Genomic DNA, 21344 nt, shown 5'->3' with positions numbered 1-21344 from the left:
CGAGACATGTCTCCCGCCAGTACCGGGGCGTCCACCACCGTGGGCGCCACCTCTCCCGTCCCCGTCGCCGCCCTCCCCGACAACGACTCCCGGCTGACCCCGGGCGGCCCCGGCTACCGCCGGATGAGCTTCGCCCTCTTCCTCGCCGGAGTCGCCACCTTCGCGCTGCTGTACTCCACACAGGCCCTGCTGCCGCTGATCTCCGGCGAGTTCGGGGTCGCGGCGAGCGAGGCGAGCTGGACCGTGGCGGCCGCGACCGGCGGACTGGCCCTGTTCGTCCTGCCGATGAGCGCCCTGTCGGAGCGCTTCGGCCGCCGTACGGTGATGACGGCCTCGCTGGCCGTCGCGGTCGCCGTCGGCCTGCTGGTGCCGTTCGCGCCGTCGCTCGGCGTGCTGGTGGTGCTGCGCGCGGTGCAGGGCGCGGCGCTGGCCGGTCTGCCTGCCTCGGCGCAGGCCTACCTGGCCGAGGAGGTCCGGCCCAAGGCGCTGGTCACGGCGATCGGCCTGTTCGTCGCGGGCAACAGTGTCGGCGGCATGAGCGGCCGGTTGATCACCGGCTGGGTGGCCCAGGAGTGGGGCTGGCGGGTCTCGGTCGGCGTGATCGGCGTGATCGCCGTCGGGTGCGCGATCGCCTTCCGGCTGCTGCTGCCGGCCCCGCGGCACTTCAAGGCGGGCTCGCTGCGGCCCCGCGTCCTGCTGGACACGGTCCGCGACCACCTCGCCAACCCGCTGCTGCGCCGCCTGTACGCGATCGGCGCGCTGTTCATGACGGTCTTCGGCGGCGTGTACACGGTGATCGGCTACCGCCTGACGGAGGCGCCGTTCGGGCTGCCGCAGGGCGTCATCGGTTCGGTCTTCCTGGTCTACCTGGTCGGGACGGTGTCCGCCTCCACGGCGGGCCGGCTGGTGGGCCGCCTCGGCCGCCGGGGCGCGCTGTACCTGGCGGGCGGTACGACGGCCGCCGGTCTGCTGCTCTCGCTCGCGCCCTCGCTGCCGCTGGTGCTGCTGGGCCTGGTGCTGATCACGGCGGGCTTCTTCGCGGGGCACGCGGTCGCCTCCTCGGCGGTCAGCAAGACCGCCACCGAGGGCCGTGCCCAGGCCTCGGCCCTGTACCAGTCGATGTACTACATCGGCTCCAGCGTCGGCAGCACGGTCGGCGCGACGGCCTTCCACGCGGACGGCTGGGGCGGCACGGTCGGTGTGGGTCTCCTCGCGGTCCTCGGCGTCGTCACGATCACCGTCGCCGGCTCGCGGGCGGCCCGGGTGGCGGCCCGGCAGGAGCCGGTCGCGGCGCACTGAGGTTTCGGCGAACCCCCTGCTCAGGGCCCGTTGTCAGTGGGCGCGGATAGCGTCCACCGGTCAACTGGGCCATCGGGCAGGGGGTTTGTCGTATGGACATCCGGATCACGCGCGCGGAGCTGGCGGAGGCGGTGGCCTGGGCGGCGCGGGCGCTGCCCGGGCGGACGCCGGTACCGGTGCTGGGCGCCCTGCTGCTGACCGCCGAGCCGGGGCGGCTGGCGGTGTCGGGGTCCGACCTGGAGACCTCGGCCCGGGCCGGGGCGGACGCCGAGGTGGCGGTGGCCGGCCGGGTGCTGGTCCCCGGGCGCCGGCTGCTGGACATCTGCCGGGTGCTGCCCGACGGCCCGGTGAGCTGCGTGCGGGAGGGGAACCGGCTGACGGTGGAGGCGGGCGGTACGCGCTTCGGGCTGTCGACCCTGCCGTACGAGGAGTACCCGGCGCCGCCCGCGACTCCCCCGGTGTACGGCGAGGTGGACGCGGCCGCGTTCGCGACGGCCGTCGGACAGGTGGCGGTCGCGGCGGGCCGCGACGACACGCTGCCGATGCTCACCGGGGTCCAACTGCGGCTCGAGGGCGAGGAGATGACGCTGTCGGCGTCCGACCGGTACCGGTACGCGGTGCGGCGGCTGCCGTGGCAGCCGCCGGCGGCGGGCGGGAGGGCCGGGGAGGCCGTGGAGGTGCTGCTGCCGGCGCGACGGCTGGCGGAGGTGGCGCGGGCGCTGGGGCGGTGCGGGATGCTGCGGCTCCTGCTGGATCCGGGCGCGGCGGACGGCGCGGGGGCCGTCGGCTTCGAGGGCGGACTCGGGGGGAGGAGCACGCGGGCGCTGCTGCGGCGGCTGGAGGGCCGACTGCCGGGGTACGGGTCGCTGTTCGAGCTGGCGGGGGCGGCCGTGGCCGGGGCGGAGTGCGGGGCGCTGGCCGAGGCCGTGCGCCGGGTGGCCGTGGTGGCGGACGGGCACAGCCCGGTACGGCTGGACTTCTCGGCCGCCGAGGACTCGCTCCTGGTGCGCGCCGGATACGGCGACGACGTGGCGGCACAGCGGCTGCCGGCCGTGCTGCGCGGGGCCGAGGAGGTCTCGGTGGCCTTCAACCCGGCCTATCTGCTCGACGCGCTGAACTCCTTCGAGGGCCCTGAGCTGCGACTGGAACTGCTGGGGTCGGGACAGCGGGTGCTGCTCGGGTCGGGCGCGGGGCACAGCCTGCACCGTCATCTGCTCATGTCTGTGAAGCAACTGGTCTGAGCTGGGCTCTTTCGCACTCCGGGGTCCATTGTCAGTGGGCTGCGGTAGCTTCCGAAGTGCTGGGGCGCGACGGAGCGCGGACAGGTACGGCCACAGGGGTGGGTGGACGATGGGCGACAGCACGGCGACGGCGGATCTCGACGTCGCACTGGAGAAGCACCGGACCGAGCTGACCGGGTACTGCTACCGGATGCTCGGCTCCTCCTTCGAGGCCGAGGACGCGGTGCAGGACACCCTGGTGCGGGCCTGGCGGAGCTACGAGAAGTTCGAGGGCCGCTCCTCGCTGCGCTCGTGGCTGTACCGGATCGCGACGAACGTCTGCCTGGACATGCTGACGGCGGGCAACAAGCGGGCGCGGCCGATGGACCTGACCGAGTCGACCCCGCTCGCACAGGCGGCGCTCTCCCCCCGCCCGGACAGCACCTGGCTGGAGCCGATGCCGGACGCGCGCGTGCTGCCGGCGGTGCAGGATCCGGCCGAGGCGGCCGTGGCCAAGGAGACCGTCCGGCTCGCGTTCATGGCGGCGCTGCAGCAACTGCCGCCCAAGCAGCGGGCGGTGCTGATCCTGCGCGAGGTGCTGGCCTGGAAGGCGAGCGAGGTCGCCGAGCTGCTGGGCACCACGGTCGCCTCGGTCAACAGCGCGCTCCAGCGGGCCCGGGCCACACTCGCCGAGCGCGCCGACGCGGGCCCCGAGGGCATGGTGTCCGACCCGATGGACGAGGAGCAGCAAAAGCTCCTGGAGCGGTACGTCGAGGCCTTCGAGGGCTACGACATGACGGCCCTGACGGCGCTGCTCCACGAGGACGCCATCATGACGATGCCGCCGTTCGACCTGTGGCTGCGCGGTACGGCGGACATCACCGGCTTCATGACCACCCTGGGCGCCTCCTGCGCGAGGTCCCGCCTGCTGCCCGTGCAGGCCAACGGACTGCCGGCCTTCGCGCACTACAAGCCGGACCCGGAGCAGGGCGGGTTCAGCCCCTGGGCGGTGCAGGTCCTGGAGATCTCAGAGGGCCGGATCACCGGTTTCCACTGCTTCCTCGACGTCCAGCGCTGGTTCCCCCTCTTCGGTCTGCCCCTCCGCCTGGAAGGAGAGCCCGGCCAGATCCAGAAGTGCCCCTAGCGCCGGGTCGGGATCCCGCAGCCGTATCCGCCCGCCGGCGCGACGGGCGGTCAGCTCCAGCCGCGCCAGCAGGTCGACGACGGCGAGCCCCGGCGGCCCGAGCCCGCCCACGTCGCACACGACGACCCGCTCGCGACCGCCGCCCTCCAACAGTGCGCGCACGGCAGCACACAGCCCGGCCACCTCGTCACGACGGACGGGGCCGGGCAGCACGAGCACGGCGGGTTCCTCGGTGTCCACGGTCGGTAGACCGGCGGGGCGGAGGGAACTCATCGCGCACCCGCCGAACCGCCGCAGCGCGGGGCCGCGGCCGTGCCCGGGTGGGGGTCAGTCGACGGGGAACTCGCCGGTGTCGATCGTGACGTCGAACGGGGCCGGGAGCCTGATGGGATCGCCGAACTTCACGGCGCTCAGGACCCGGTAGACATCTCCCTTGGGTTCCCCGTAGAGGGTCGCGGTGGGGCCTCCGGGTGCCCAGCGGTCGATGAGGAGGTAGAGCGGGATCCCTGCGGTGGCGTAGGCGGCGGCCTTGCTGACGCGGTCGTGGCGGGCGTTGGACTTGGAGGTCACCTCGACGACGAGTTCGGCAAGGGCGGCGGGGAGGTAGGAGTCCGTCTCCGGGGGCTCATGTACCGGCACCACCAGCAGGTCCGGGATGAACATGCCCAGCCGTGACGGTACGGCGATGGACAGCGTCTGAAAAACTTCCCATTCATCAGGGATCACGGAGTAGAGGCGACGCTGGACACGGGCCGCGATGATGTTGTGGCGGAACGCGGGAGTGGGTGACACGGTGATGATCCCCTCGATGATCTCCACCTTGCTGCCCTCGGGCCATTCCATCTCCTCCCAGTACCGGACGAGGTCGTCCCAGTTCTGGTCGGGGTCCTGGCTCACGGTGAGTGCGCTCATGGCGGTCTCCTATCGGTGCGTCACCGATCCCAGCATGCCCAAGGGGACCGGCACAGGTCCACCGGTCCCCTTCACCCGAACGTGAAATCCCCTGGTCAGGCGATGCGTTCCAGCACCACCGGCGTGGCCGGGAACTCCGTACCCGGCGCCGCGATGTCGTACGAGCCCTCCACCGCCTGCAGCGCGTATGCGAAGCGCTCCGGGGTGTCCGTGTGGAGGGTCAGCAGGGGCTGGCCCTCCTGTACCTTGTCGCCCGGCTTGGCGTGCATCTCCACGCCCGCCGCCGCCTGCACCGGGTCCTCCTTGCGGGCGCGGCCGGCGCCCAGGCGCCAGGCGGCGATGCCGATGTCGTAGGCGTCGAGGCGGGTCAGGACGCCCGAGGACGGGGCCTTGATCACGTGCTGTTCCTTCGACGTGGGCAGCTCGGCGTCCGGGTCGCCGCCCTGGGCCGCGATCATGCGGCGCCAGACGTCCATCGCCGAGCCGTCGGCCAGCGCCTTCGCCGGGTCGGCGTCCTTGATGCCCGCCGCGTCCAGCATCTCGCGCGCCAGCGCGAGCGTCAGCTCGACCACGTCCGCCGGGCCGCCGCCCGCCAGGACCTCCACCGACTCGCGGACCTCGAGCCCGTTGCCGGCCGTGAGGCCCAGCGGGGTCGACATGTCGGTCAGGAGCGCGACCGTCTTCACGCCGTGGTCCGTGCCGAGGCCGACCATCGTCGACGCCAGTTCACGGGCGTCCTCGATCGTCTTCATGAAGGCGCCGGTACCCACCTTCACGTCCAGGACCAGCGACCCCGTGCCCTCCGCGATCTTCTTCGACATGATGGAGGAGGCGATCAGCGGGATCGCCTCCACCGTGCCGGTGACGTCACGCAGCGCGTAGAGCTTCTTGTCCGCCGGGGCCAGGCCGTCGCCCGCCGCGCAGATCACCGCGCCCGTGGTGTCCAGGACGTTCAGCATCTCCTCGTTGGACAGCAGGGCGCGCCAGCCCGGGATCGACTCCAGCTTGTCCAGGGTGCCGCCCGTGTGGCCGAGGCCCCGGCCCGAGAGCTGCGGGACCGCGGCACCGCAGGCGGCCACCAGCGGAGCCAGCGGCAGGGTGATCTTGTCGCCCACGCCGCCCGTGGAGTGCTTGTCCGCCGTCGGGCGGGACAGCGAGGAGAAGTCCATGCGCTCGCCCGAGGCGATCATGGCCGCCGTCCAGCGGGCGATCTCACGGCGGTTCATGCCGTTGAGCAGGATCGCCATGGCGAGCGAGGACATCTGCTCGTCGGCGACCTCGCCGCGAGTGTAGGCGTCGATGACCCAGTCGATCTGCTCGTCGGTCAGCTCACCGCGGTCCCGCTTGGTGCGGATGACGGAGATGGCGTCCATGGCCATGGCGTTCCCTTCGGAGAATTGCGAAGCGTACGGCCCCTCTGAAGAGGCCAGAGGGGCCGTACGGGCGTTACTTGGTGAGATGGTCCGGGCCGAAGGCCTGGGGCAGCATCTCGGAGAGCGGGAGGATGCCCTCGGGGGTGTCGAGGAGCAGGTCGGGCCCGCCGAACTCGTACAGGAGCTGGCGGCAACGGCCGCACGGCACCAGCGCGGCGCCCTTGCCGTCCACGCAGGCGAAGTGCGTGAGACGGCCGCCGCCCGTGCGCTGCAGGTCCGAGACCAGCCCGCACTCGGCGCACAGGCCGAGGCCGTAGGAGGCGTTCTCGACGTTGCAGCCGGTGACGGTACGGCCGTCGTCGACCCGGGCCGCCACGCCGACCGGGAAGCCGGAGTAGGGGGCGTAGGCGTGGGACATCGCCTCGCGCGCCACCTCCCGCAGCGCCTCCCAGTCGAACTCGGCGGCTTGCGTCGTCACTTGCCCTGGCCCTTCCGGTAGCGCATGCCGTCCGCCTTCGGCATCCGCAGGCGCTGCGCCGACAGGGACAGCACCAGCAGCGTGACGACGTACGGCGTCGCGCCCACGAAGTCGCTCGGGACCTCGTCGGTGAGCAGGTACCAGACCAGGACCAGCGCGGCCGTGCCGGCGCTGATCACGCCCTGCCACACCGCCTTCTTGTACAGCTTCCACCCTGCCAGCGCCGCGAGCAGCACGACCAGCAGGAGCAGCAGCGCGTGCACCGTGACACCGCCGTTGCGCAGCTGGAGCGCGTCGGAGTAGCCGAACAGGCCCGCGCCCATCGCCAGGCCGCCCGGCCGCCAGTTGCCGAAGATCATCGCCGCGAGGCCGATGTAACCGCGGCCACCGGTCTGGCCCTCCAGGTAGGTGTGCGAGGTGACCAGGGCGAGGAAGGCACCGCCGAGGCCGGCGAGACCGCCGGAGACGGCGACGGCCGCGTACTTGTAGCTGTAGACGTTGACGCCGAGGGACTCGGCGGCGGTCGGGTTCTCACCGCAGGAGCGCAGCCGCAGACCGAACGGGGTGCGCCACAGCAGCCACCAGGTGCCGACGAACAGCAGCGCCGCGAGGATCGTCACCACGGACAGGTCCGTGACGAGGCCGCCGAGGATGCCGGCGATGTCGGAGATCAGGAACCAGTGGTGGTTCTCGATCGAGTGCAGGCCGCTGGACAGGCCGGGCACGGTGATCTGGGGCAGCGAGTCGACCGGCGGGGACTGCTTGGGGTTGCCGCCCGCGTTCGCCGCGCTGCCGCTGTTGAAGAACAGCTTGGCGAGGTACTGGGTGGCGCCGAGCGCGAGCAGGTTGATCGCGACACCGGAGACGATGTGGTCGACGCCGAAGGTGACGGTGACGACGGCGTGCAGCAGACCGCCGAGGGCGCCGAAGGCGATGCCCATCAGCAGGCCGAGCCAGGGGTTGGTCTGCCAGCCGATCCAGCCGGCGCCGAAGGTGCCGAGGATCATCATGCCTTCGAGGCCGATGTTGACCACACCGGCCCGCTCGGACCACAGGCCGGCGAGACCGGCGAGACCGATGGGCACGGCGAGACCGAGGGCGGCGCTTACCTGGCCGGCGGAGTCGAGGGAGTCGGAGCCGGTGATCATGCGGACGGCTGCGACGAGCAGCAGCGCACCGGCGACGATCATGAGGATCTGGCCGACGGAGCGGCCCGAGCGCTGCGGCGCGCCCGCCGCCTTGGGCGCCGCGGGCGGCGGCGTGTCGGTCATCGTGGCAGTCATCACGCCACCTCCTGCTTCTTCGTCGCGGCGGCCTGAGCGGCGAGTTCCGCGCCGACCTTCTGCTGCTGGCGCTTGAGGCCGTAGCGGCGTACGACCTCGTAGGCGATCACGACGCACAGGACGATGACGCCCTCGATGACGCCGAGGATCTCCTTGTCGTAGCCCTGGAACTCCAGGTGGTTGGTGGTGCGCTCCAGGAAGCCCCACAGCAGGGCGCCGAGCGCGATGCCGATCGGGCTGTTACGGCCGAGCAGCGCGATGGCGATGCCGGTGAAGCCGATGCCGACCGGGAAGCTGTTGTCGAACTGGTGGCTCTCGTTGAGCAGGGTCGGCATGCCGACCAGGCCGGCCACCGCACCCGAGATGATCATGCTGGTGGCGACCATCTTCTTCACCGACACACCGCTCGCGGAGGCGGCGCTCTCGGACTGGCCGACGGTGCGCAGGTCGAAGCCGAAGCGGGTGCGGCCGAGCACGAACCAGTAGGCGAGACCGACGAGTACGGCGACGACGATGAAGCCGTCCAGCTCACCGGCCGGTCCGGTGTTGATGCTGAAGAAGTACGACGAGGACGGCAGCGGCTTGGTGGAGACCAGGGTGCCGCCCTGCTGCAGCTCGCCGAGCTTTCCGGGCTGCAGCAGATAGGCGATGACGGCGGTGGCGATCGAGTTCAGCATGATGGTCGCGATGACCTCGCTGACGCCCCGGGTCACCTTGAGGATGCCGGCGACGGCGGCCCACAGGGCGCCGGTCGCCATGGCGCAGATCATGATCAGCGGGATGGCGATCCAGCCGGGCACGGTCAGTGCGCCGCCGAGGACGGCGGCGACGAACGCGGCGAGCCGGTACTGGCCGTCGACACCGATGTTGAACAGGTTCATCCGGAAGCCGATGGCCACCGAGACACCCGCGAGGTAGTACGTCGTCGCCTTGTTCAGGATGTAGACCTGGCTGTCGCTGGCGAAGCCGTAGGTCATCATGTCGCTGAACGCGGCGCCCGGGTTCTTGCCGGTCGCGAGGATCACCAGGGTGGTGACGACGAGCGCCGCGACGATCGCCAGCAGTGGTGCCGCGATCCCGAGGAGCAGCCGCTCCCTGTCGATCCGTGAGGTCAGCCTGTTCATCACTCGTCGTCCTCTGTGTGCTCCAGGTGGCCGGTGGCCGCACCCGTCATGGCGGAGCCCAGCTCCTCGGGGGTGATCGTGGCGGGGTCGGCGTCGGCGACCAGGCGGCCGCGGTACATCACCCGCAGGGTGTCGGAGAGCCCGATCAGCTCGTCCAGGTCCGCGGAGATCAGCAGCACGGCCAGGCCCTCGCGGCGGGCCTCCCGGATGTAGTCCCAGATGGCGGCCTGGGCGCCGACGTCCACACCGCGGGTGGGGTGGGCGGCGATGAGCAGCTTGGGGTTGTGGCTCATCTCGCGGCCGACGATCAGCTTCTGCTGGTTGCCGCCGGACAGCGAGGCCGCGGTGACGTCGATACCGGGGGTGCGGACGTCGTAGGCCTCGACGATCCGCTCGGTGTCGGAGCGGGCGGCCTTGATGTCGAGGAGCCCGCCCTTGGAGTTGGGCTTCTCGGTGACGTGGCCGAGGATGCGGTTCTCCCACAGCGGCGCTTCCAGGAGCAGGCCGTGGCGGTGGCGGTCCTCGGGGATGTAGCCGATGCCGGCCTCGCGGCGGCGGCGGGTGGCGGCGTGCGAGATGTCGGCGCCGTCGAGGGTGATCACACCGGCGTCGGGGTCGCGCATGCCCATGATCGCCTCGACCAGTTCGGACTGGCCGTTGCCCTCCACACCGGCGATACCGAGGACCTCGCCCTTGTGGATGGTGAAGGAGACCTGGTCCAGGACGATGCGCTCGATGCCGTCGAGGTCGGTCTGCGCCAGGTGCAGGCCGTCCAGCTTGAGCATCGGGACGTCCGTGACGGTGGACTCCGAGGTCTCCGGGGTGGGCAGCTCGGCGCCGACCATCAGCTCGGCGAGCTGCTTCGGGGTGGTGCCCCGCGGCTCGACCGTGCCGACCGTCGTACCGCGCCGGATGACGGTGATCTCGTCGGCGACGGAGAGCACCTCGCCCAGCTTGTGGGAGATGAAGATGACGGTGAGGCCCTCGGCCTTCAGCTCACGCAGGTTGTCGAAGAGCGCGTCGACCTCCTGCGGCACGAGCACGGCGGTCGGCTCGTCGAGGATGAGGGTCTTGGCACCGCGGTAGAGGACCTTGAGGATCTCCACGCGCTGGCGGTCGGCGACCCCCAGCTCCTCCACGAGCACGTCCGGGCGGACGTTCAGGCCGTACGCGTCGGAGATCTCCTTGATCTTGGCGCGGGCCTTGCCGCCGATGCCGTACAGCTTCTCCGCGCCGAGGACGACGTTCTCCAGCACGGTGAGGTTGTCGGCGAGCATGAAGTGCTGGTGCACCATGCCGATGCCGCGGGCGATGGCGTCGCCGGGGTTGTGCAGGACGACCTGCTCCCCGTTGACCGTGATGGTGCCCTCGTCCGGCTGCTGCATGCCGTAGAGGATCTTCATCAGGGTGGACTTGCCGGCGCCGTTCTCTCCGCACAGGGCATGGACGGTGCCCGTGGACACGGTGATGTCGATGTCGCGGTTGGCGACGACGCCGGGGAAACGCTTGGTGATGCCGCGCAGTTCGACGGCAGCGGGAGGGCTGGACGCGTTGATGGCGCACTCTCCTCGGGGAAAGGGGCTGCGTAGGGGAGGTGGCAGGCGTCGGCGACGCTAGCGCGGCAACTCGACGCTACACGCGTAGAGTTGACACATTGTTATGGCTCGGCGGGGGGCTGCCGAGGGCGCCCCGCGCCGAGCCGTTGTCAGACCTGTCAGGCCAGGGTCACGGGGTGGTCTTGACCTTGATCTGACCGGAGACGATCTTCTGCTTCGCGGCGTCCAGCTTGGCCTGGATGTCGTTGATGAAGCCGCCACTGGTGGCCAGGGAGACACCGTTCTTGGCCAGCGAGTAGACCTGGTTGCCGGCCAGCGGCTTGCCGTCGTGGGCGGACTTGATGAGGTCGTAGACGCCGACGTCGACGTTCTTGACCACGGAGGTCAGGATCGAGTTCTTGTACTTGGCGAGACCCGGGATGTTGTACTGGTCGGAGTCCACGCCGATGGCCCAGGCGCCCTTGGTGCCGTTGACGGCCTCGATCGCGCCGTTGCCGGAGGAGCCGGCCGCGGTGTAGACGACGTCCGCGCCGTTGTCGAGCATGCCCTGCGCGGCCTCCTTGCCCTTGTCGGGGCTGGCGAAGCCGGAGGTGTCCGAGCCGTGGCTCAGGTACTGGGTGTCGACCTTGATCTTGGGGTTGGTGTCCTTGACACCCTGGGTGAAGCCCGCCTCGAACTTCTTGATCAGCGGGACGTCCACACCGCCGATGAAGCCGACGTGGTCCTTCTTCGTCTTCAGCGCGGCGGCGACACCGGCGAGGTAGGAGCCCTCCTCCTCGGTGAAGGTGATGCTGTCGACGTTCTTGGCGTTGACGACCGAGTCGACGATGCCGAAGTTGGTCTTCGGGTACTTCGCGGCGACCTTGGTGATGGAGGGCGCGTAGGCGTAACCGACGGCGATGATCGGGTTGTAGCCGGCGTCCGCCAGGTCGGACAGGCGCTGCTCGCGGTCGGCCTCGGTGTCGGAGGTCTTCGCGGTCAGCTCCTTGACGGAGCCGCCGAACTCCTTCTCGGCCTTGTCGGCACCGCGCGCGGCGGAGTCGTTGAAGGAGCGGTCACCGCGGCCGCCGACGTCGTAGGCGAGACCGATCTTGATGCCCTTGCCGCCACCGGAGGAGGAGGGCGAGCTGGCGTTGTCGGAGGACGTGCTGCCACACGCGGTGGCAGTCACGGCGAGTGCCGCGGTCGCGAGACACGCAGCGGAAAGCTTGGCTACCCGGCGCACGGGAGGCTCCTTCACCTGACCTGAGCGCCGTGTCGGCGCTTGATGGGAGCACCTTGCCAGTGCTCCAGCCCAGACGCCCTGGCGGCGTCGGCTTCGCGGCATCGTAACGCGCGTAGATGTCGCAAAAAACCCCCTCTCGAAGCCGTTATCGATTCGAGGCAAACAGCATCTGAACTCGGAGTCGGGGCCCTTGCACGCCGCCATTGCGGGCGGTGCACGAGTGGCTTACGAGTGTGTTGCGCCGATCAGCGGAACGGCTCTCACCACGGCCGCCGCCCTCGTCCCAGGCCCCGGCCGCCCGTCCCGAGGACACCGACGACAGCCCTTCCGCACCGCGCGGTCGCGGACTCGCAGCGAGACGCGGGCCGCGATCGAACACCCCCTGCACCCACCTGCGCGGTGGCCGGTTTGAGACCGTCGATCTTCGGCCACTGCCCGAGGCCGACCATTTGTTGGTCATTCACGGGGGAACTCTTTGAATTTCCTGGCGACACCCGTTTCGGTGTGCGCCCTCGCCCACAGCACATGGGTAGGGCTGTCCGGTGTGCCACACCGGACAGCCCTACCCATGTGACTCACGGGACTCACGGGGCCCGTGGGGGCCATCGGGTCCGAACGTGGCTCAGACCTCCATGGCAGACATCGTGTCCAGGCAGGCCGCCGCGGTGAACAGCTCCACGCCCACCGTGATCGCGTGCTCGTCGGCGTCGAAGTCACCCTGGTGCAGATCACGCACGGTCCGCTCACCGGGCCTGCGGACCCCGAGCCGGGCCATGGCCCCCGGCACGTTCTCCAGGTACCAGGAGAAGTCCTCTCCGCCCAGGCTCTGCTCGGTGGACTCGACGGAGTCCCGGCCGCGCCGGGCCGACATCGCGCGACGCAGCAGTTCGGTGGACTCCCGGTCGTTGACGACGGGCGGCACCCCGCGGAGGTAGGTGATCTCCGACTTGGCGCGGTGCAGGGTGGCGACCTCGTCGATGGCCGCGTGCACGATGTCGGGGGCCAGCCGCCAGGCCTCGAGGTCCAGGCAGCGCACGGTGCCGGACAGCTCGGCGTGCTGCGGGATGACGTTCGGCGCGTGCCCCGACTCGATGCGGCCCCAGGTCAGCGCCAGCCCGACCCGGGTGTCGACCCGGCGGGCGATCACCGCGGGTACGTCGAGGGCGACCCGGGCGGCGGCGGTGACGAGGTCGGTGGTCAGGTGGGGCCGGGCGGTGTGCCCGCCGGGGCCGTCGAGCGCGATCTCCAGCCGGTCGCAGGCGCTGGTGATCGCCCCGTGCCGCAGCCCGACCCTTCCGGCGTCGACCCGGGGGTCGCAGTGCACGGCGAGGATCCGGCCGACGCCGGCCAGCACCCCGTCCTCGATCGCGTCCATGGCACCGCCGGGCAGCACCTCCTCGGCGGGCTGGAAGATCAGCCGTACGGGGCGGGGAAGCAGTCCATTGGCATGCATCTCGGCGAGTACGAGCCCGGTCCCGAGCACCACGGTCGTGTGCACATCGTGCCCGCACGCATGCGCCCGATCGGGCACGGTGGACCGATAGGGGCAGTCGGTCTTGGTGTCCGGGATGGGCAGGGCATCGATGTCCGCGCGCAGGGCGAGCAGCGGTACGGCCGACCGCTCACCCTCGGTGATTCCGATGTCACACACGAGTCCGGTTCCCTTGCCGAGCACACGGGGCCTCAGCCCGGCCTGCTCCAGCCGCTCCTTGATCGCTGCGGTCGTACGGAACTCCTGATTGCCCAGCTCAGGGTGCATGTGCAAGTCGCGACGGAAGGCGACGAGTTCGGCGTGCAGGGCTTCGCTCAGCGCGCCGGGGAGCACATCCCCCGCGAGGCCGGCCTCGGACTCTAGGGACATCAATTGCTTCACCCTCTGAAGGGTAGGACGCCCGGGTGGTCAACTACCCCTCGATCAACAAAAGTTCAGCCCGTTAGGGGAAGAAAATCTGACCGGCGGACGCTTGGCGGCGGACTCGGATGGGTAAAACCACTGTTTCTCCTTCCACGGATACCATGCCTCGCCATAGTCACGCTCGACTTGTCCAGGAGCCGGACCTCGCAGCGAACCCCTTCCCGGTAGGGTCCGGACCCGTGACCGACGCGACGCAGACGTTCCTGCAGACGACCCGTAGCTCCTACGACACGATCGCGAAGGACTACGCAGCGCAGCACCCGATCGGGCTCGGCCATCCTCTGGACCGCACCTTGATCACCGCGTTCGCCGAGCTGGTCACGGCGGACGGTCCGGCCCCCGTGGCCGACCTGGGCAGCGGCCCCGGCGGGGTCGCGGCGCTCCTGCACGCGCTGGGCGTGCCGGTCTTCGGCGTGGACCTCTCCCCGGCCATGGTCGCGCTGGCCCGCGAGACCCACCCCGAACTGCGCTTCCACGTGGGCTCCATGACGTCGTTGGACCTGCCGGACGCCACGCTCGGCGGCATCCTCGCCCTGTACTCCACGATCCACGTCCCGGACGCACACCTGCCGGCGGCCTTCGCGGAGTTCCACCGCACCCTGCGACCGGGCGGCCACGCCCTCCTCGCCTTCCAGACCGGCACCGAGCCGGGCCATCTGCACCTGGCGGAGCGGTTCGGCCAGACGATCGACCTCGACTACTACTGGCGTACGCCGGAGCAGATGACGGGGCTGCTCACCCAGGCAGGCCTGGAGCTGGTGGCGACGGTGCGCCGGGAGCCGTCCGCCGAGGAGACCAGGCCGCGGGCGTTCGTCCTGGTCAGGAAGGTCCGCTGAGTCAGTCGCCCGGCTCCGCCGCATGCACGATCGGTCGCCGTCGATCTAGGCCGCCACAAGTTCGCACCACACGTACTTCCCCCGGTCCCCGAACCTGGCTGACGGCATCCACCCCCAGTACTCCGCACACGCCACGACCAGCCCCAGCCCCCGCCCCTCCTCCAGCTCCACCACCTGCTCCAGCGGGCGCGGCGGGTCCGGCGGCGCCGGGTCGCTGTCCCACGCCCCGATCCACACCACCCCCTCCCGGGTTCGGCGGACCCTGAGCGCGGCGGGCCCCTTCGTGTGCCGTACGGCGTTCGACACCAGCTCCGTCGCCAGCAGCTCCGCCGTGTCCACCAGGCCGATCAGACCGTGCAGGGTCAGGATCAGGCGCAGGGTGCGGCGACACACCGTGACCGCTCTGAGGTCGTTGGGGACGTAGAGCGTGTAGTCCCAGGTTTCGTTTTCGGGCATGCGTCATCAGCTCCGTTGAGGTGAGGGGTTTTCGCGCAGGGTGGCGTTGCCGCGCATGCGGTGCACTTCCGCTGCGTGTGCGGTACGTCACTGACGGTAGACCTATCTTTTTAAGTTCCGCAAGCCGATCACGTAACCTGACCCTCGAACGGGTGTTACCCGCAAGGGGGTTGAGAGGAGAGTCCATGGCCTTGAGGAGCGAACCAACAGCGCGTCAGATGCGGCTCTCGGGAGAGTTGCGCAGGCTCCGCGACGCTGCCGGCCTGTCGGCCCGCGAGGCGGCAACCCTGCTTGGGGTGAGTTCAGCGCAGATCAGCCAGATCGAGACCGGCCTCACGGGGGTGAGCGAGAAACGGCTGCGCCGCCTCGCCGCCAACTACTCCTGCACCGATGAAGAGTTGATCGGTGCCTTGGTGGCCATGGCGAAGGACCGCACACGGGGCTGGTGGGAGGAGTATCGGGAGCTGTTGCCCACTCCCTTCCTCGACCTGGCCGAGTTGGAGCATCACGCGACGTACCGACGGGACGTGGAGTTCCTTGTCGTCCCGGGCCTGCTTCAGACAGAGAGCTACGCCCGAGCCGCGTTCTCCTCCAGGGTTCCCGAACTCCCAGAGGAGGAGCTGGAGCAACGGGTGCGACACCGGATGCAGCGCAGGGTGATCCTCGACAGGCCTGACCCCGTACCGTACGAAGCCGTTGTCCACGAAGCAGCGCTCCGGATCAAGGTCGGCGACCGCACCATCTCACGAGCCCAGCTCAGTCGCGTCCTGGAACTCTCCGAGGCCGACCACATCACGGTGCGCGTCATCCCGTTCGCGCTCGACGGTTTCGGGGCCGCTTGGTTCCCCGTGATGCTCGCCGGAGGCGCCGTGCCCAGGCTGGACACCGCCGTCCGTGAAGTCCTCGACGGCAGCGGCTTCATCGATTCGGAGGCTCAACTCAACGTATTGCGAACAGTCTTTCGTAAAATGGAAGTGGCGTCACTCGACCCCACCTGTTCGCGCGACTTCATCCACAGACTGGCCAAGGAACTGTGAGGCCCACCATGAGCAGCACTCTCGACACCTGGCGGAAGTCGTCCTACTCCGGCGGCAACGACGGAGCCAACTGCGTAGAGATCGCCACCCGCCCCACCCACATAGCCGTCCGCGACTCCAAGAACCGCACCCTCGGCATCCTCACCTTCCCCGCCGAAGCCTTCACGCCCTTCGTCCGAGCCCTCAAAGACCCAACAGACCGCACTGTTGGATGAAACCGGATGTGACGGTCCGTCGGATCCGCGACATTGGACGGGCCGACATCCGGGAGGAACAGCGTGACCAGAGAACAGCGCCGGCGGATGCTCATGGAGGTCCACGCCGAACGGGACCGGCTGCTCCCGCTCCGTGCGGAGGCGACGCGGACCACGATCGAGATGGTGCGGAAGAACGCGGCGCACGTCGAAGACCCCGACCTCGTGCCCTATCTGAACCTGGCCTACCTGCTCGGGGTCAAGCGCGGCCTCGGCGAGGACGAACTGATGGCCTTCGCCCTGTCGTTGGCGAACTGGACCGTCGCGGCGATCTCCGACCTCGCGAAGTACACCGAACGGACGGTGGAACAGGTCATCGACCTCTACGAGACCGCGATCATGGAAGCGGCGGAAGCCGACGGCGAGGACCCGACCTGACCCACCCGGCCCGTCCGGCACGGCCTAGGCCAGCCTGACCGTCTCCAGCCGGTGCACGTCCCGGGCCGTGCCCGTGACCCCCGACAGGAAGCCCTGGGCGCGCGGGGACGCGGTCTCCGTCAGCCAGGTCGGGTCGATGTCGCACACCGCCACCCGCACCCCCGTGCCCACCAGCGCAAGCGGCAGGGTGTGCACGACCGTGGACGGGAAGCTGAGGACCGTACGGCCGATCGGGCCCCGGCGGGCGATGAGTTCGAGGGGGAGGTCCGGGCGGACTATCTCCAGACCGGTCTCCGCCGCGAGGCGGTGCAGCTTCTCCGCGCTCTCCCTGCGGTGGGCGAAGTACCGCTTCGCGCCATGGGTCTTCGCCAGGTTGCGGACCGCCTCGAGGTAGCGCTCGCCGTCCACGACGCCCGTCTCCACCAGCGAGGTGCCGACCATGTCCGCGCCCTTGGTGATGCGCGGCGGTCCGAAGCGGGAGCGGGTCCAGGAGAAGTCGTTCGTGGTGACCGTGACGCCCTGCGGGGTCTCCGTCACCGGCATCGAGGAGAACACCTCCACCCGGCGGCGGTCGTTCGGCGTCAGCCGGCGGCGGGCCGAGGAGGAGACGGGGGCGAACAGCAGGTCCCTGGGCCCGGGTCGGCCGCCCTTGCGGTGCCAGCGCACCAGGCGTTCGCCGCGTGCGAGTTGGGCGACGAACTCCATCGTCGCCGTGCCGTCGTCCACGACCACGAGGTCCTGGGCACGGGTGATCGTCAGCAGCAGTTGTACGTAACGCGAGAACGGGTCGCCCATGACGACCCGGTCGGCCCGGCGCAGCACGCCCGCCAGGCCGCCGATCGTCGAGAAGGGCGCGGTCGTACCGCCGCGCGCCTCCTCCCAGCGCACCCGGTGCCCCTCGTCCCGCGTCAGGTCCGCCATGCGGCGCAGCTGGCCCCGGGTCATCGGGTCGGTCGGGGCCAGGACGACGACGGTGAGTTCCGGGCCGGCCGGTGGGGGGTCACCGACCACCGTCCGCCGCACCTGCGCGGGCACGGACGGCAGCGGGTCCGGGTCCGTGCCGCGCAGTCCGCGCAGGTGTGTCCACTCCAGTACGTTCAGCAGCTGGACCGGGCTCTCCACGAAGGCGAGCGTGCGGGGAGGGTGGCCGGACTGACCGGCGCGGGGGCTCATCGGCGTACGACCGTCCCGTCGTAAGGGGCTCAAGGGACCAGCGGTCAGACCGTGACGGGCTCGCCGGCCGCCGCCGCGATCTCCGCCTCGGTCACCACACCGGCGACACGGCGCAGCTTCTTCATCGGGCCCAGCTCGGAGTCGTAGACCTTCTTGACGCCGTCGCCGAGGGAGGCCTCGATGGTGCGGATGTCGCGCACGAGGCGCTGAAGGCCCTGCGGCTCGACGGAGGCGGCCTGGTCGGAGCCCCACATCGCGCGGTCGAGGGTGATGTGACGCTCGACGAAGGTCGCGCCGATGGCGACCGCGGCGAGCGTGGTCTGCAGGCCCGTCTCGTGGCCGGAGTAGCCGATCGGGACGTTCGGGAACTCCTTCTCCAGCGTGTTGATCACGCGGAGGTTCAGCTCCTCGGCCTTCGCCGGGTAGGTGGAGGTGGCGTGGCACATGAGGATGTTGTCCGAGCCGAGGACCTCGACCGCGTGGCGGATCTGCTTGGGGGTGGACATACCGGTGGAGAGGATGACCGAACGCCCGGTGGCGCGCAGGGCCTTGAGCAGCTCGTCGTCCGTCAGGGAGGCGGAGGCCACCTTGTGGGCGGGGACGTCGAACTTCTCCAGGAAGGCGACGGCCTCGGTGTCCCACGGGGAGGCGAACCAGTCGATCCCCTTCTCCTTGCAGTACTCGTCGATCTGGCGGTACTCGTCCTCACCGAACTCCACACGGTGGCGGTAGTCGATGTAGGTCATCCGGCCCCAGGGGGTGTCGCGCTCGATGTCCCACTGGTCGCGCGGGGTGCAGATCTCCGGGGTGCGCTTCTGGAACTTGACGGCGTCGCATCCGGCCTCGGCGGCCACGTCGATCAGCTTGAAGGCGTTCTCCAGCTCACCGTTGTGGTTGATGCCGATCTCGCCGCAGATGTAGACGGGCCTGCCGGGGCCGACCTCACGCGAACCGAACGTACGCAGACGGGAGTTGGTGCTCATCAGGGAGATGTCCTTACTTGGGGAGGGAATCGAGAGAGGGGCCGAGGATCCAGCTGGCGATCTCTCGGATCGCGCCGTCACCGCCGGGGACCGTGGTGACCGCGCGTGCGGCGCCGCGTACGACGTCGTGAGCGCTCGCGACCGCCACCGGCCAGCCCACGAGGGCGAAGCACGGGAGGTCGTTGACGTCGTTGCCGACGTAGAGCACGCGCTCCGGCGCGATGCCCTGCTCCTCGCACCACTGCTTCAGCGCGAGGTCCTTGCGGTCGATGCCGTGCAGCACGGGAAGCTTGAGCTTGCGGGCACGGGCGGCGACCACAGGGTTCTGTTCCGTGGACAGGATCAGCATCTTCAGGCCGCTCTTGCGCAGGGCCGCGATGCCGAGTCCGTCCCCGCGGTGCACGGAGACGACCTCCCGTCCGTCGGAGTCGATCAGCACCCGGTCGTCGGTCTGGGTGCCGTCGAAGTCCAGTACGACCGCGTCGATGTCGTCGGCGGTCGGCAGCGAACCGGGGCGGTCCGCGTCGAAGAGGGGCGCCAGCGCCCGGGCCCGCGCCAGGTCGTGCGGGTCGTCGATCTCCAGCACGCGCGCGGGGTCGGTGCGCACGAGTTCGGTGCGGCCGAAGAAGCGGTGCTGGTGCTCGCGGAAGCCGACCGCGTCCATCGCGTAGGCGGCGCCGGTCTCCAGGAAGTCCTGGGGGCGGTCCTGGCGGCGGGGGCGGAAGGACTTGTCGTGGTTGACGCCCACCCCGCCCTCGGACTCCACGTCGGCCTCGCGCCAGACGAAGCCGTGGAAGGGAGCCACGGTGACCGCCGTGTCCGCGCCGTTCTCGGCGACCGCGCCGGCCACCCCGTCGATGTCCTCACGGACGATGAACGGGCTGGTGCACTGCACGAGCAGGACCACGTCGACCGGCGCGCCGTGCAGCGCCTCGTGGGCGTCCATGGCGTGCAGGACGGCGGCCTCGGAGGTCGCCGTGTCCCCGGCGATGACGGCGGGCCGCAGCACGACCTCGGCGCCGGCCTGCCGGGCGGCGGCGGCGATGGCCTGGTCGTCGGTGGAGACGACGACGTCGGTCACCAGCCGGCTCGCCCGGCACTCGCGCACCGCGCGGGCCACCAGCGGGACGCCGCCGACGGGGGCGAGGTTCTTCGCGGGCACGCCCTTGGAGCCGCCGCGCGCGGGGATCACCGCGAGCACCCGGCGCACCGTCGCGCCTGGGCCCGCCTGCGGGTTGGACATGGAGTCTCCTTGGAAGGTCACAGCTCCCCCATCCGCCGGATCACCGGGGCGACCCGCTGGACGCCGTGGCGGTAGGCGCCGCGGGCGGCACGGCGCACGATCTGGCGGACCGCTCCGGGTTCCTTGTCGGCGGCGGGCGCACCGGGCAGCGGGACGCCGTCGGGGCCGAGGTGGTGGCGGGCGAGGATGCCGGGCAGGTATCCGGGCGCCGTCTCGGGGGTGTAGTAGGGGGCGAGGGGTGCCAGCCCGCCCGGGCGCCCAAGCAGCTTGGCGATGCGCTCACGGGCGACGTCGAAGGCCGTCTCGTACGAACCGTCGGCGGCCACGCCCTGGCGGGCCACCCACTGCTCGTCCGGCACCGGCCGGTGCCCGGCGTCGAGCTGGTCCCAGGAGGCGAGGCACCCGGAACCGGTGAAGTGGTGGTTGCCGAGCACCTCACGCACACCGAGGTCGGTGAGGACGACCGTGGGGACCCGGCGGTGCAGGGCCTCCAGGGCGGCCGTGGAGCTGACCGTGACCAGCAGGTCGGTGTGGTCCAGCACCTCACCCATGTGGCCGTACACCAGGCGGAAGTTGGCGGGCACGTCCTTGCCCTGGACCAGCTTCTGGTACGGCAGCTCCTCGATGTGGGTGGTGTGTTCACCCGGCTTGGAGCGCAGCTTGAGCAGCACCTCGCGCTCGGGGTGCTTGCGGGCGTGCCCGATGAGCCGGTTCAGCAGGTACGTACGGTCCTTGCGGCTGTCCGGTACCGACGGCTGGGCCGCGAACACCACCGTGTACGGCTTGTGTTCACCGGTGTACGGCGCCCCGCCGAGGAAGGGCAGCGCGACCTCGGTGACCGCCGAGGCGTCCGCGCCCACACCCTCGTACACGGCGCGGAACCGTTCCGCGTCGTGCCGGGAGTTGGCGAGGACGAGGTCCGCACCGTGCCGCAGCAGCAGTCCGTCGGCGAGCTTCTCGTAGACGACACCGACGTACCCGGTGACCACGACGGGGCGCTCGCCCGTCCCCCAGGCGGCCCGCAGCCCGTGCAGCATCGCCTGCACGCCGCCGCCGACCAGCGCGAGGACGAGAATGTCGTAGGGCTCCTCGGTCATCGCGCGCAGGAACTCCACGCCGGTGACCTCGCGGAGCGAGTCCGCACGGACGCCGACTTCCCTCAGCTGGCGGGCTGTCGGGGTGGCTCGTCCCCTCAGGAGGTAGCCGTCGAGCCGGATCTCGGCATCCGCCGGAAGGAGGCGCTGCGCGGTGAGCGCGCCCCATTTCCACCGGGTGTCGGAATCGGCGAGGACGGCGACCCGCAGAGACTTCGTAGCACTTGCTGGCACGCCGAAGACGCTAGGAAGCCATTCCGAGGTCCCGCCCAACCTGAATACAACAAACGGTTAACAGCACATCGCCGAATGGCGAATCGGGTCGTGAGGGCACGGGAAAAAAGCCCGGTTCACAGCTTCG

General features: G+C 70.5%; 21 protein-coding genes. 7 read left to right on the top strand and 14 right to left on the bottom strand.

The window, feature by feature from the left end; genetic code table 11:
* The first annotated feature begins 6 nt into the window (after positions 1-6).
* The 3 genes from GQF42_RS27040 to GQF42_RS27030 all read left to right on the top strand — a co-directional run bounded on the left by GQF42_RS27040 (position 7) and on the right by GQF42_RS27030 (position 3663).
* The gene (locus GQF42_RS27040) at positions 7-1299 is read left to right on the top strand and encodes an MFS transporter (protein ID WP_199272808.1); all 1293 of its coding nucleotides are present in this window, start codon (positions 7-9) and stop codon (positions 1297-1299) included.
* A 92-nt stretch (positions 1300-1391) separates the two neighbouring features.
* Positions 1392-2540, top strand: a complete 1149-nt coding sequence (gene dnaN, locus GQF42_RS27035; RefSeq protein WP_158924067.1) for a DNA polymerase III subunit beta — start codon at positions 1392-1394, stop codon at positions 2538-2540.
* A 109-nt stretch (positions 2541-2649) separates the two neighbouring features.
* The gene (locus GQF42_RS27030) at positions 2650-3663 is read left to right on the top strand and encodes a sigma-70 family RNA polymerase sigma factor (protein WP_158924065.1); all 1014 of its coding nucleotides are present in this window, start codon (positions 2650-2652) and stop codon (positions 3661-3663) included.
* Here the strand turns inward: GQF42_RS27030 and GQF42_RS27025 are convergent.
* From GQF42_RS27025 to GQF42_RS26985, 9 genes are all read right to left on the bottom strand, one after another.
* On the bottom strand, positions 3547-3936 hold the full coding sequence (locus GQF42_RS27025) for an STAS domain-containing protein (RefSeq protein ID WP_158924063.1): 390 nt from the start codon (positions 3934-3936) through the stop codon (positions 3547-3549). The genes GQF42_RS27030 and GQF42_RS27025 overlap by 117 nt on opposite strands.
* Before the next feature lie 54 nt (positions 3937-3990).
* Complete coding sequence (locus GQF42_RS27020; RefSeq protein ID WP_158924061.1) at positions 3991-4575, bottom strand: Uma2 family endonuclease; 585 nt, start codon at positions 4573-4575, stop codon at positions 3991-3993.
* A gap of 95 nt (positions 4576-4670) precedes the next feature.
* A complete protein-coding gene (locus GQF42_RS27015; protein WP_199272807.1) occupies positions 4671-5948 on the bottom strand; it encodes a thymidine phosphorylase in 1278 nt (425 codons plus the stop codon).
* Between the two features lie 73 nt (positions 5949-6021).
* Entirely contained in the window at positions 6022-6426 is a 405-nt protein-coding gene (locus GQF42_RS27010) for a cytidine deaminase (protein WP_158924056.1), read from the bottom strand.
* A complete protein-coding gene (locus GQF42_RS27005; protein ID WP_158924054.1) occupies positions 6423-7709 on the bottom strand; it encodes an ABC transporter permease in 1287 nt (428 codons plus the stop codon). Before GQF42_RS27005 ends, GQF42_RS27010 begins: the two co-directional genes overlap by 4 nt.
* Positions 7709-8833 carry an ABC transporter permease gene (locus tag GQF42_RS27000; RefSeq protein WP_158924052.1) on the bottom strand — a complete coding sequence of 375 codons (1125 nt, stop codon included), beginning with the start codon at positions 8831-8833 and terminating at the stop codon, positions 7709-7711. The genes GQF42_RS27005 and GQF42_RS27000 overlap by 1 nt, the downstream gene beginning before the upstream one ends.
* Positions 8833-10356, bottom strand: coding sequence for an ABC transporter ATP-binding protein (locus GQF42_RS26995; RefSeq protein WP_199273098.1), 1524 nt, complete (start codon positions 10354-10356; stop codon positions 8833-8835). Before GQF42_RS26995 ends, GQF42_RS27000 begins: the two co-directional genes overlap by 1 nt.
* Before the next feature lie 202 nt (positions 10357-10558).
* Positions 10559-11614 carry a BMP family lipoprotein gene (locus tag GQF42_RS26990; RefSeq protein WP_158924050.1) on the bottom strand — a complete coding sequence of 352 codons (1056 nt, stop codon included), beginning with the start codon at positions 11612-11614 and terminating at the stop codon, positions 10559-10561.
* Between the two features lie 622 nt (positions 11615-12236).
* A complete protein-coding gene (locus GQF42_RS26985) occupies positions 12237-13475 on the bottom strand; it encodes an amidohydrolase (RefSeq protein ID WP_158924048.1) in 1239 nt (412 codons plus the stop codon).
* 233 nt (positions 13476-13708) lie between these two features.
* On the opposite strand from GQF42_RS26985, the gene GQF42_RS26980 reads away from it, so the two are divergent.
* The gene (locus GQF42_RS26980; RefSeq protein WP_233273474.1) at positions 13709-14365 is read left to right on the top strand and encodes a class I SAM-dependent DNA methyltransferase; all 657 of its coding nucleotides are present in this window, start codon (positions 13709-13711) and stop codon (positions 14363-14365) included.
* A gap of 45 nt (positions 14366-14410) precedes the next feature.
* Here the strand turns inward: GQF42_RS26980 and GQF42_RS26975 are convergent, their stop codons facing one another.
* Positions 14411-14821, bottom strand: a complete 411-nt coding sequence (locus GQF42_RS26975) for an ATP-binding protein (RefSeq protein WP_158924044.1) — start codon at positions 14819-14821, stop codon at positions 14411-14413.
* Positions 14822-15006: 185 nt separating this feature from the next.
* Between GQF42_RS26975 and GQF42_RS26970 the strand changes: the two genes are divergently transcribed.
* From GQF42_RS26970 to GQF42_RS26960, 3 genes are all read left to right on the top strand, one after another.
* Entirely contained in the window at positions 15007-15858 is an 852-nt protein-coding gene (locus tag GQF42_RS26970) for a helix-turn-helix domain-containing protein (protein ID WP_158924042.1), read from the top strand.
* An 8-nt stretch (positions 15859-15866) separates the two neighbouring features.
* Positions 15867-16073 carry a DUF397 domain-containing protein gene (locus tag GQF42_RS26965; protein WP_158924040.1) on the top strand — a complete coding sequence of 69 codons (207 nt, stop codon included), beginning with the start codon at positions 15867-15869 and terminating at the stop codon, positions 16071-16073.
* Positions 16074-16136: 63 nt separating this feature from the next.
* Entirely contained in the window at positions 16137-16490 is a 354-nt protein-coding gene (locus GQF42_RS26960; protein WP_158924038.1) for a hypothetical protein, read from the top strand.
* A gap of 24 nt (positions 16491-16514) precedes the next feature.
* On the opposite strand, the gene GQF42_RS26955 is transcribed toward GQF42_RS26960, so the two are convergent.
* The 4 genes from GQF42_RS26955 to GQF42_RS26940 are packed head-to-tail and all read right to left on the bottom strand — an operon-like array spanning position 16515 to position 21217.
* Positions 16515-17663, bottom strand: coding sequence for a hypothetical protein (locus GQF42_RS26955; protein WP_158924036.1), 1149 nt, complete (start codon positions 17661-17663; stop codon positions 16515-16517).
* A 44-nt stretch (positions 17664-17707) separates the two neighbouring features.
* Positions 17708-18646, bottom strand: coding sequence for an N-acetylneuraminate synthase family protein (locus tag GQF42_RS26950; RefSeq protein ID WP_158924034.1), 939 nt, complete (start codon positions 18644-18646; stop codon positions 17708-17710).
* 13 nt (positions 18647-18659) lie between these two features.
* Complete coding sequence (locus tag GQF42_RS26945) at positions 18660-19889, bottom strand: N-acylneuraminate cytidylyltransferase (RefSeq protein ID WP_158924032.1); 1230 nt, start codon at positions 19887-19889, stop codon at positions 18660-18662.
* A 17-nt stretch (positions 19890-19906) separates the two neighbouring features.
* Positions 19907-21217, bottom strand: a complete 1311-nt coding sequence (locus GQF42_RS26940) for a DUF6716 putative glycosyltransferase (protein ID WP_158924030.1) — start codon at positions 21215-21217, stop codon at positions 19907-19909.
* Between the last annotated feature and the right edge of the window lie 127 nt (positions 21218-21344).

Origin of the sequence: Streptomyces broussonetiae (assembly GCF_009796285.1) — a bacterium.
GTDB lineage: Bacteria > Actinomycetota > Actinomycetes > Streptomycetales > Streptomycetaceae > Streptomyces > Streptomyces broussonetiae.
This window is presented reverse-complemented; position numbering and strand designations above follow the sequence as displayed.

What these genes read in the sequence shown, in the direction of transcription:
- GQF42_RS26985 (WP_158924048.1), bottom strand. Translation starts at nt 13,475, where the DNA reads ATGTCCCTAGAGTCCGAGGCCGGCCTCGCGGGGGATGTGCTCCCCGGC.
- dnaN (WP_158924067.1), top strand. Translation starts at nt 1,392, where the DNA reads ATGGACATCCGGATCACGCGCGCGGAGCTGGCGGAGGCGGTGGCCTGG.
- GQF42_RS27030 (WP_158924065.1), top strand. Translation starts at nt 2,650, where the DNA reads ATGGGCGACAGCACGGCGACGGCGGATCTCGACGTCGCACTGGAGAAG.
- GQF42_RS26965 (WP_158924040.1), top strand. Translation starts at nt 15,867, where the DNA reads ATGAGCAGCACTCTCGACACCTGGCGGAAGTCGTCCTACTCCGGCGGC.
- GQF42_RS26970 (WP_158924042.1), top strand. Translation starts at nt 15,007, where the DNA reads ATGGCCTTGAGGAGCGAACCAACAGCGCGTCAGATGCGGCTCTCGGGA.
- GQF42_RS26955 (WP_158924036.1), bottom strand. Translation starts at nt 17,663, where the DNA reads ATGAGCCCCCGCGCCGGTCAGTCCGGCCACCCTCCCCGCACGCTCGCC.
- GQF42_RS27020 (WP_158924061.1), bottom strand. Translation starts at nt 4,575, where the DNA reads ATGAGCGCACTCACCGTGAGCCAGGACCCCGACCAGAACTGGGACGAC.
- GQF42_RS27040 (WP_199272808.1), top strand. Translation starts at nt 7, where the DNA reads ATGTCTCCCGCCAGTACCGGGGCGTCCACCACCGTGGGCGCCACCTCT.
- GQF42_RS26950 (WP_158924034.1), bottom strand. Translation starts at nt 18,646, where the DNA reads ATGAGCACCAACTCCCGTCTGCGTACGTTCGGTTCGCGTGAGGTCGGC.
- GQF42_RS26975 (WP_158924044.1), bottom strand. Translation starts at nt 14,821, where the DNA reads ATGCCCGAAAACGAAACCTGGGACTACACGCTCTACGTCCCCAACGAC.
- GQF42_RS27025 (WP_158924063.1), bottom strand. Translation starts at nt 3,936, where the DNA reads ATGAGTTCCCTCCGCCCCGCCGGTCTACCGACCGTGGACACCGAGGAA.
- GQF42_RS26945 (WP_158924032.1), bottom strand. Translation starts at nt 19,889, where the DNA reads ATGTCCAACCCGCAGGCGGGCCCAGGCGCGACGGTGCGCCGGGTGCTC.
- GQF42_RS27000 (WP_158924052.1), bottom strand. Translation starts at nt 8,833, where the DNA reads ATGAACAGGCTGACCTCACGGATCGACAGGGAGCGGCTGCTCCTCGGG.
- GQF42_RS27005 (WP_158924054.1), bottom strand. Translation starts at nt 7,709, where the DNA reads ATGACTGCCACGATGACCGACACGCCGCCGCCCGCGGCGCCCAAGGCG.
- GQF42_RS27015 (WP_199272807.1), bottom strand. Translation starts at nt 5,948, where the DNA reads ATGGACGCCATCTCCGTCATCCGCACCAAGCGGGACCGCGGTGAGCTG.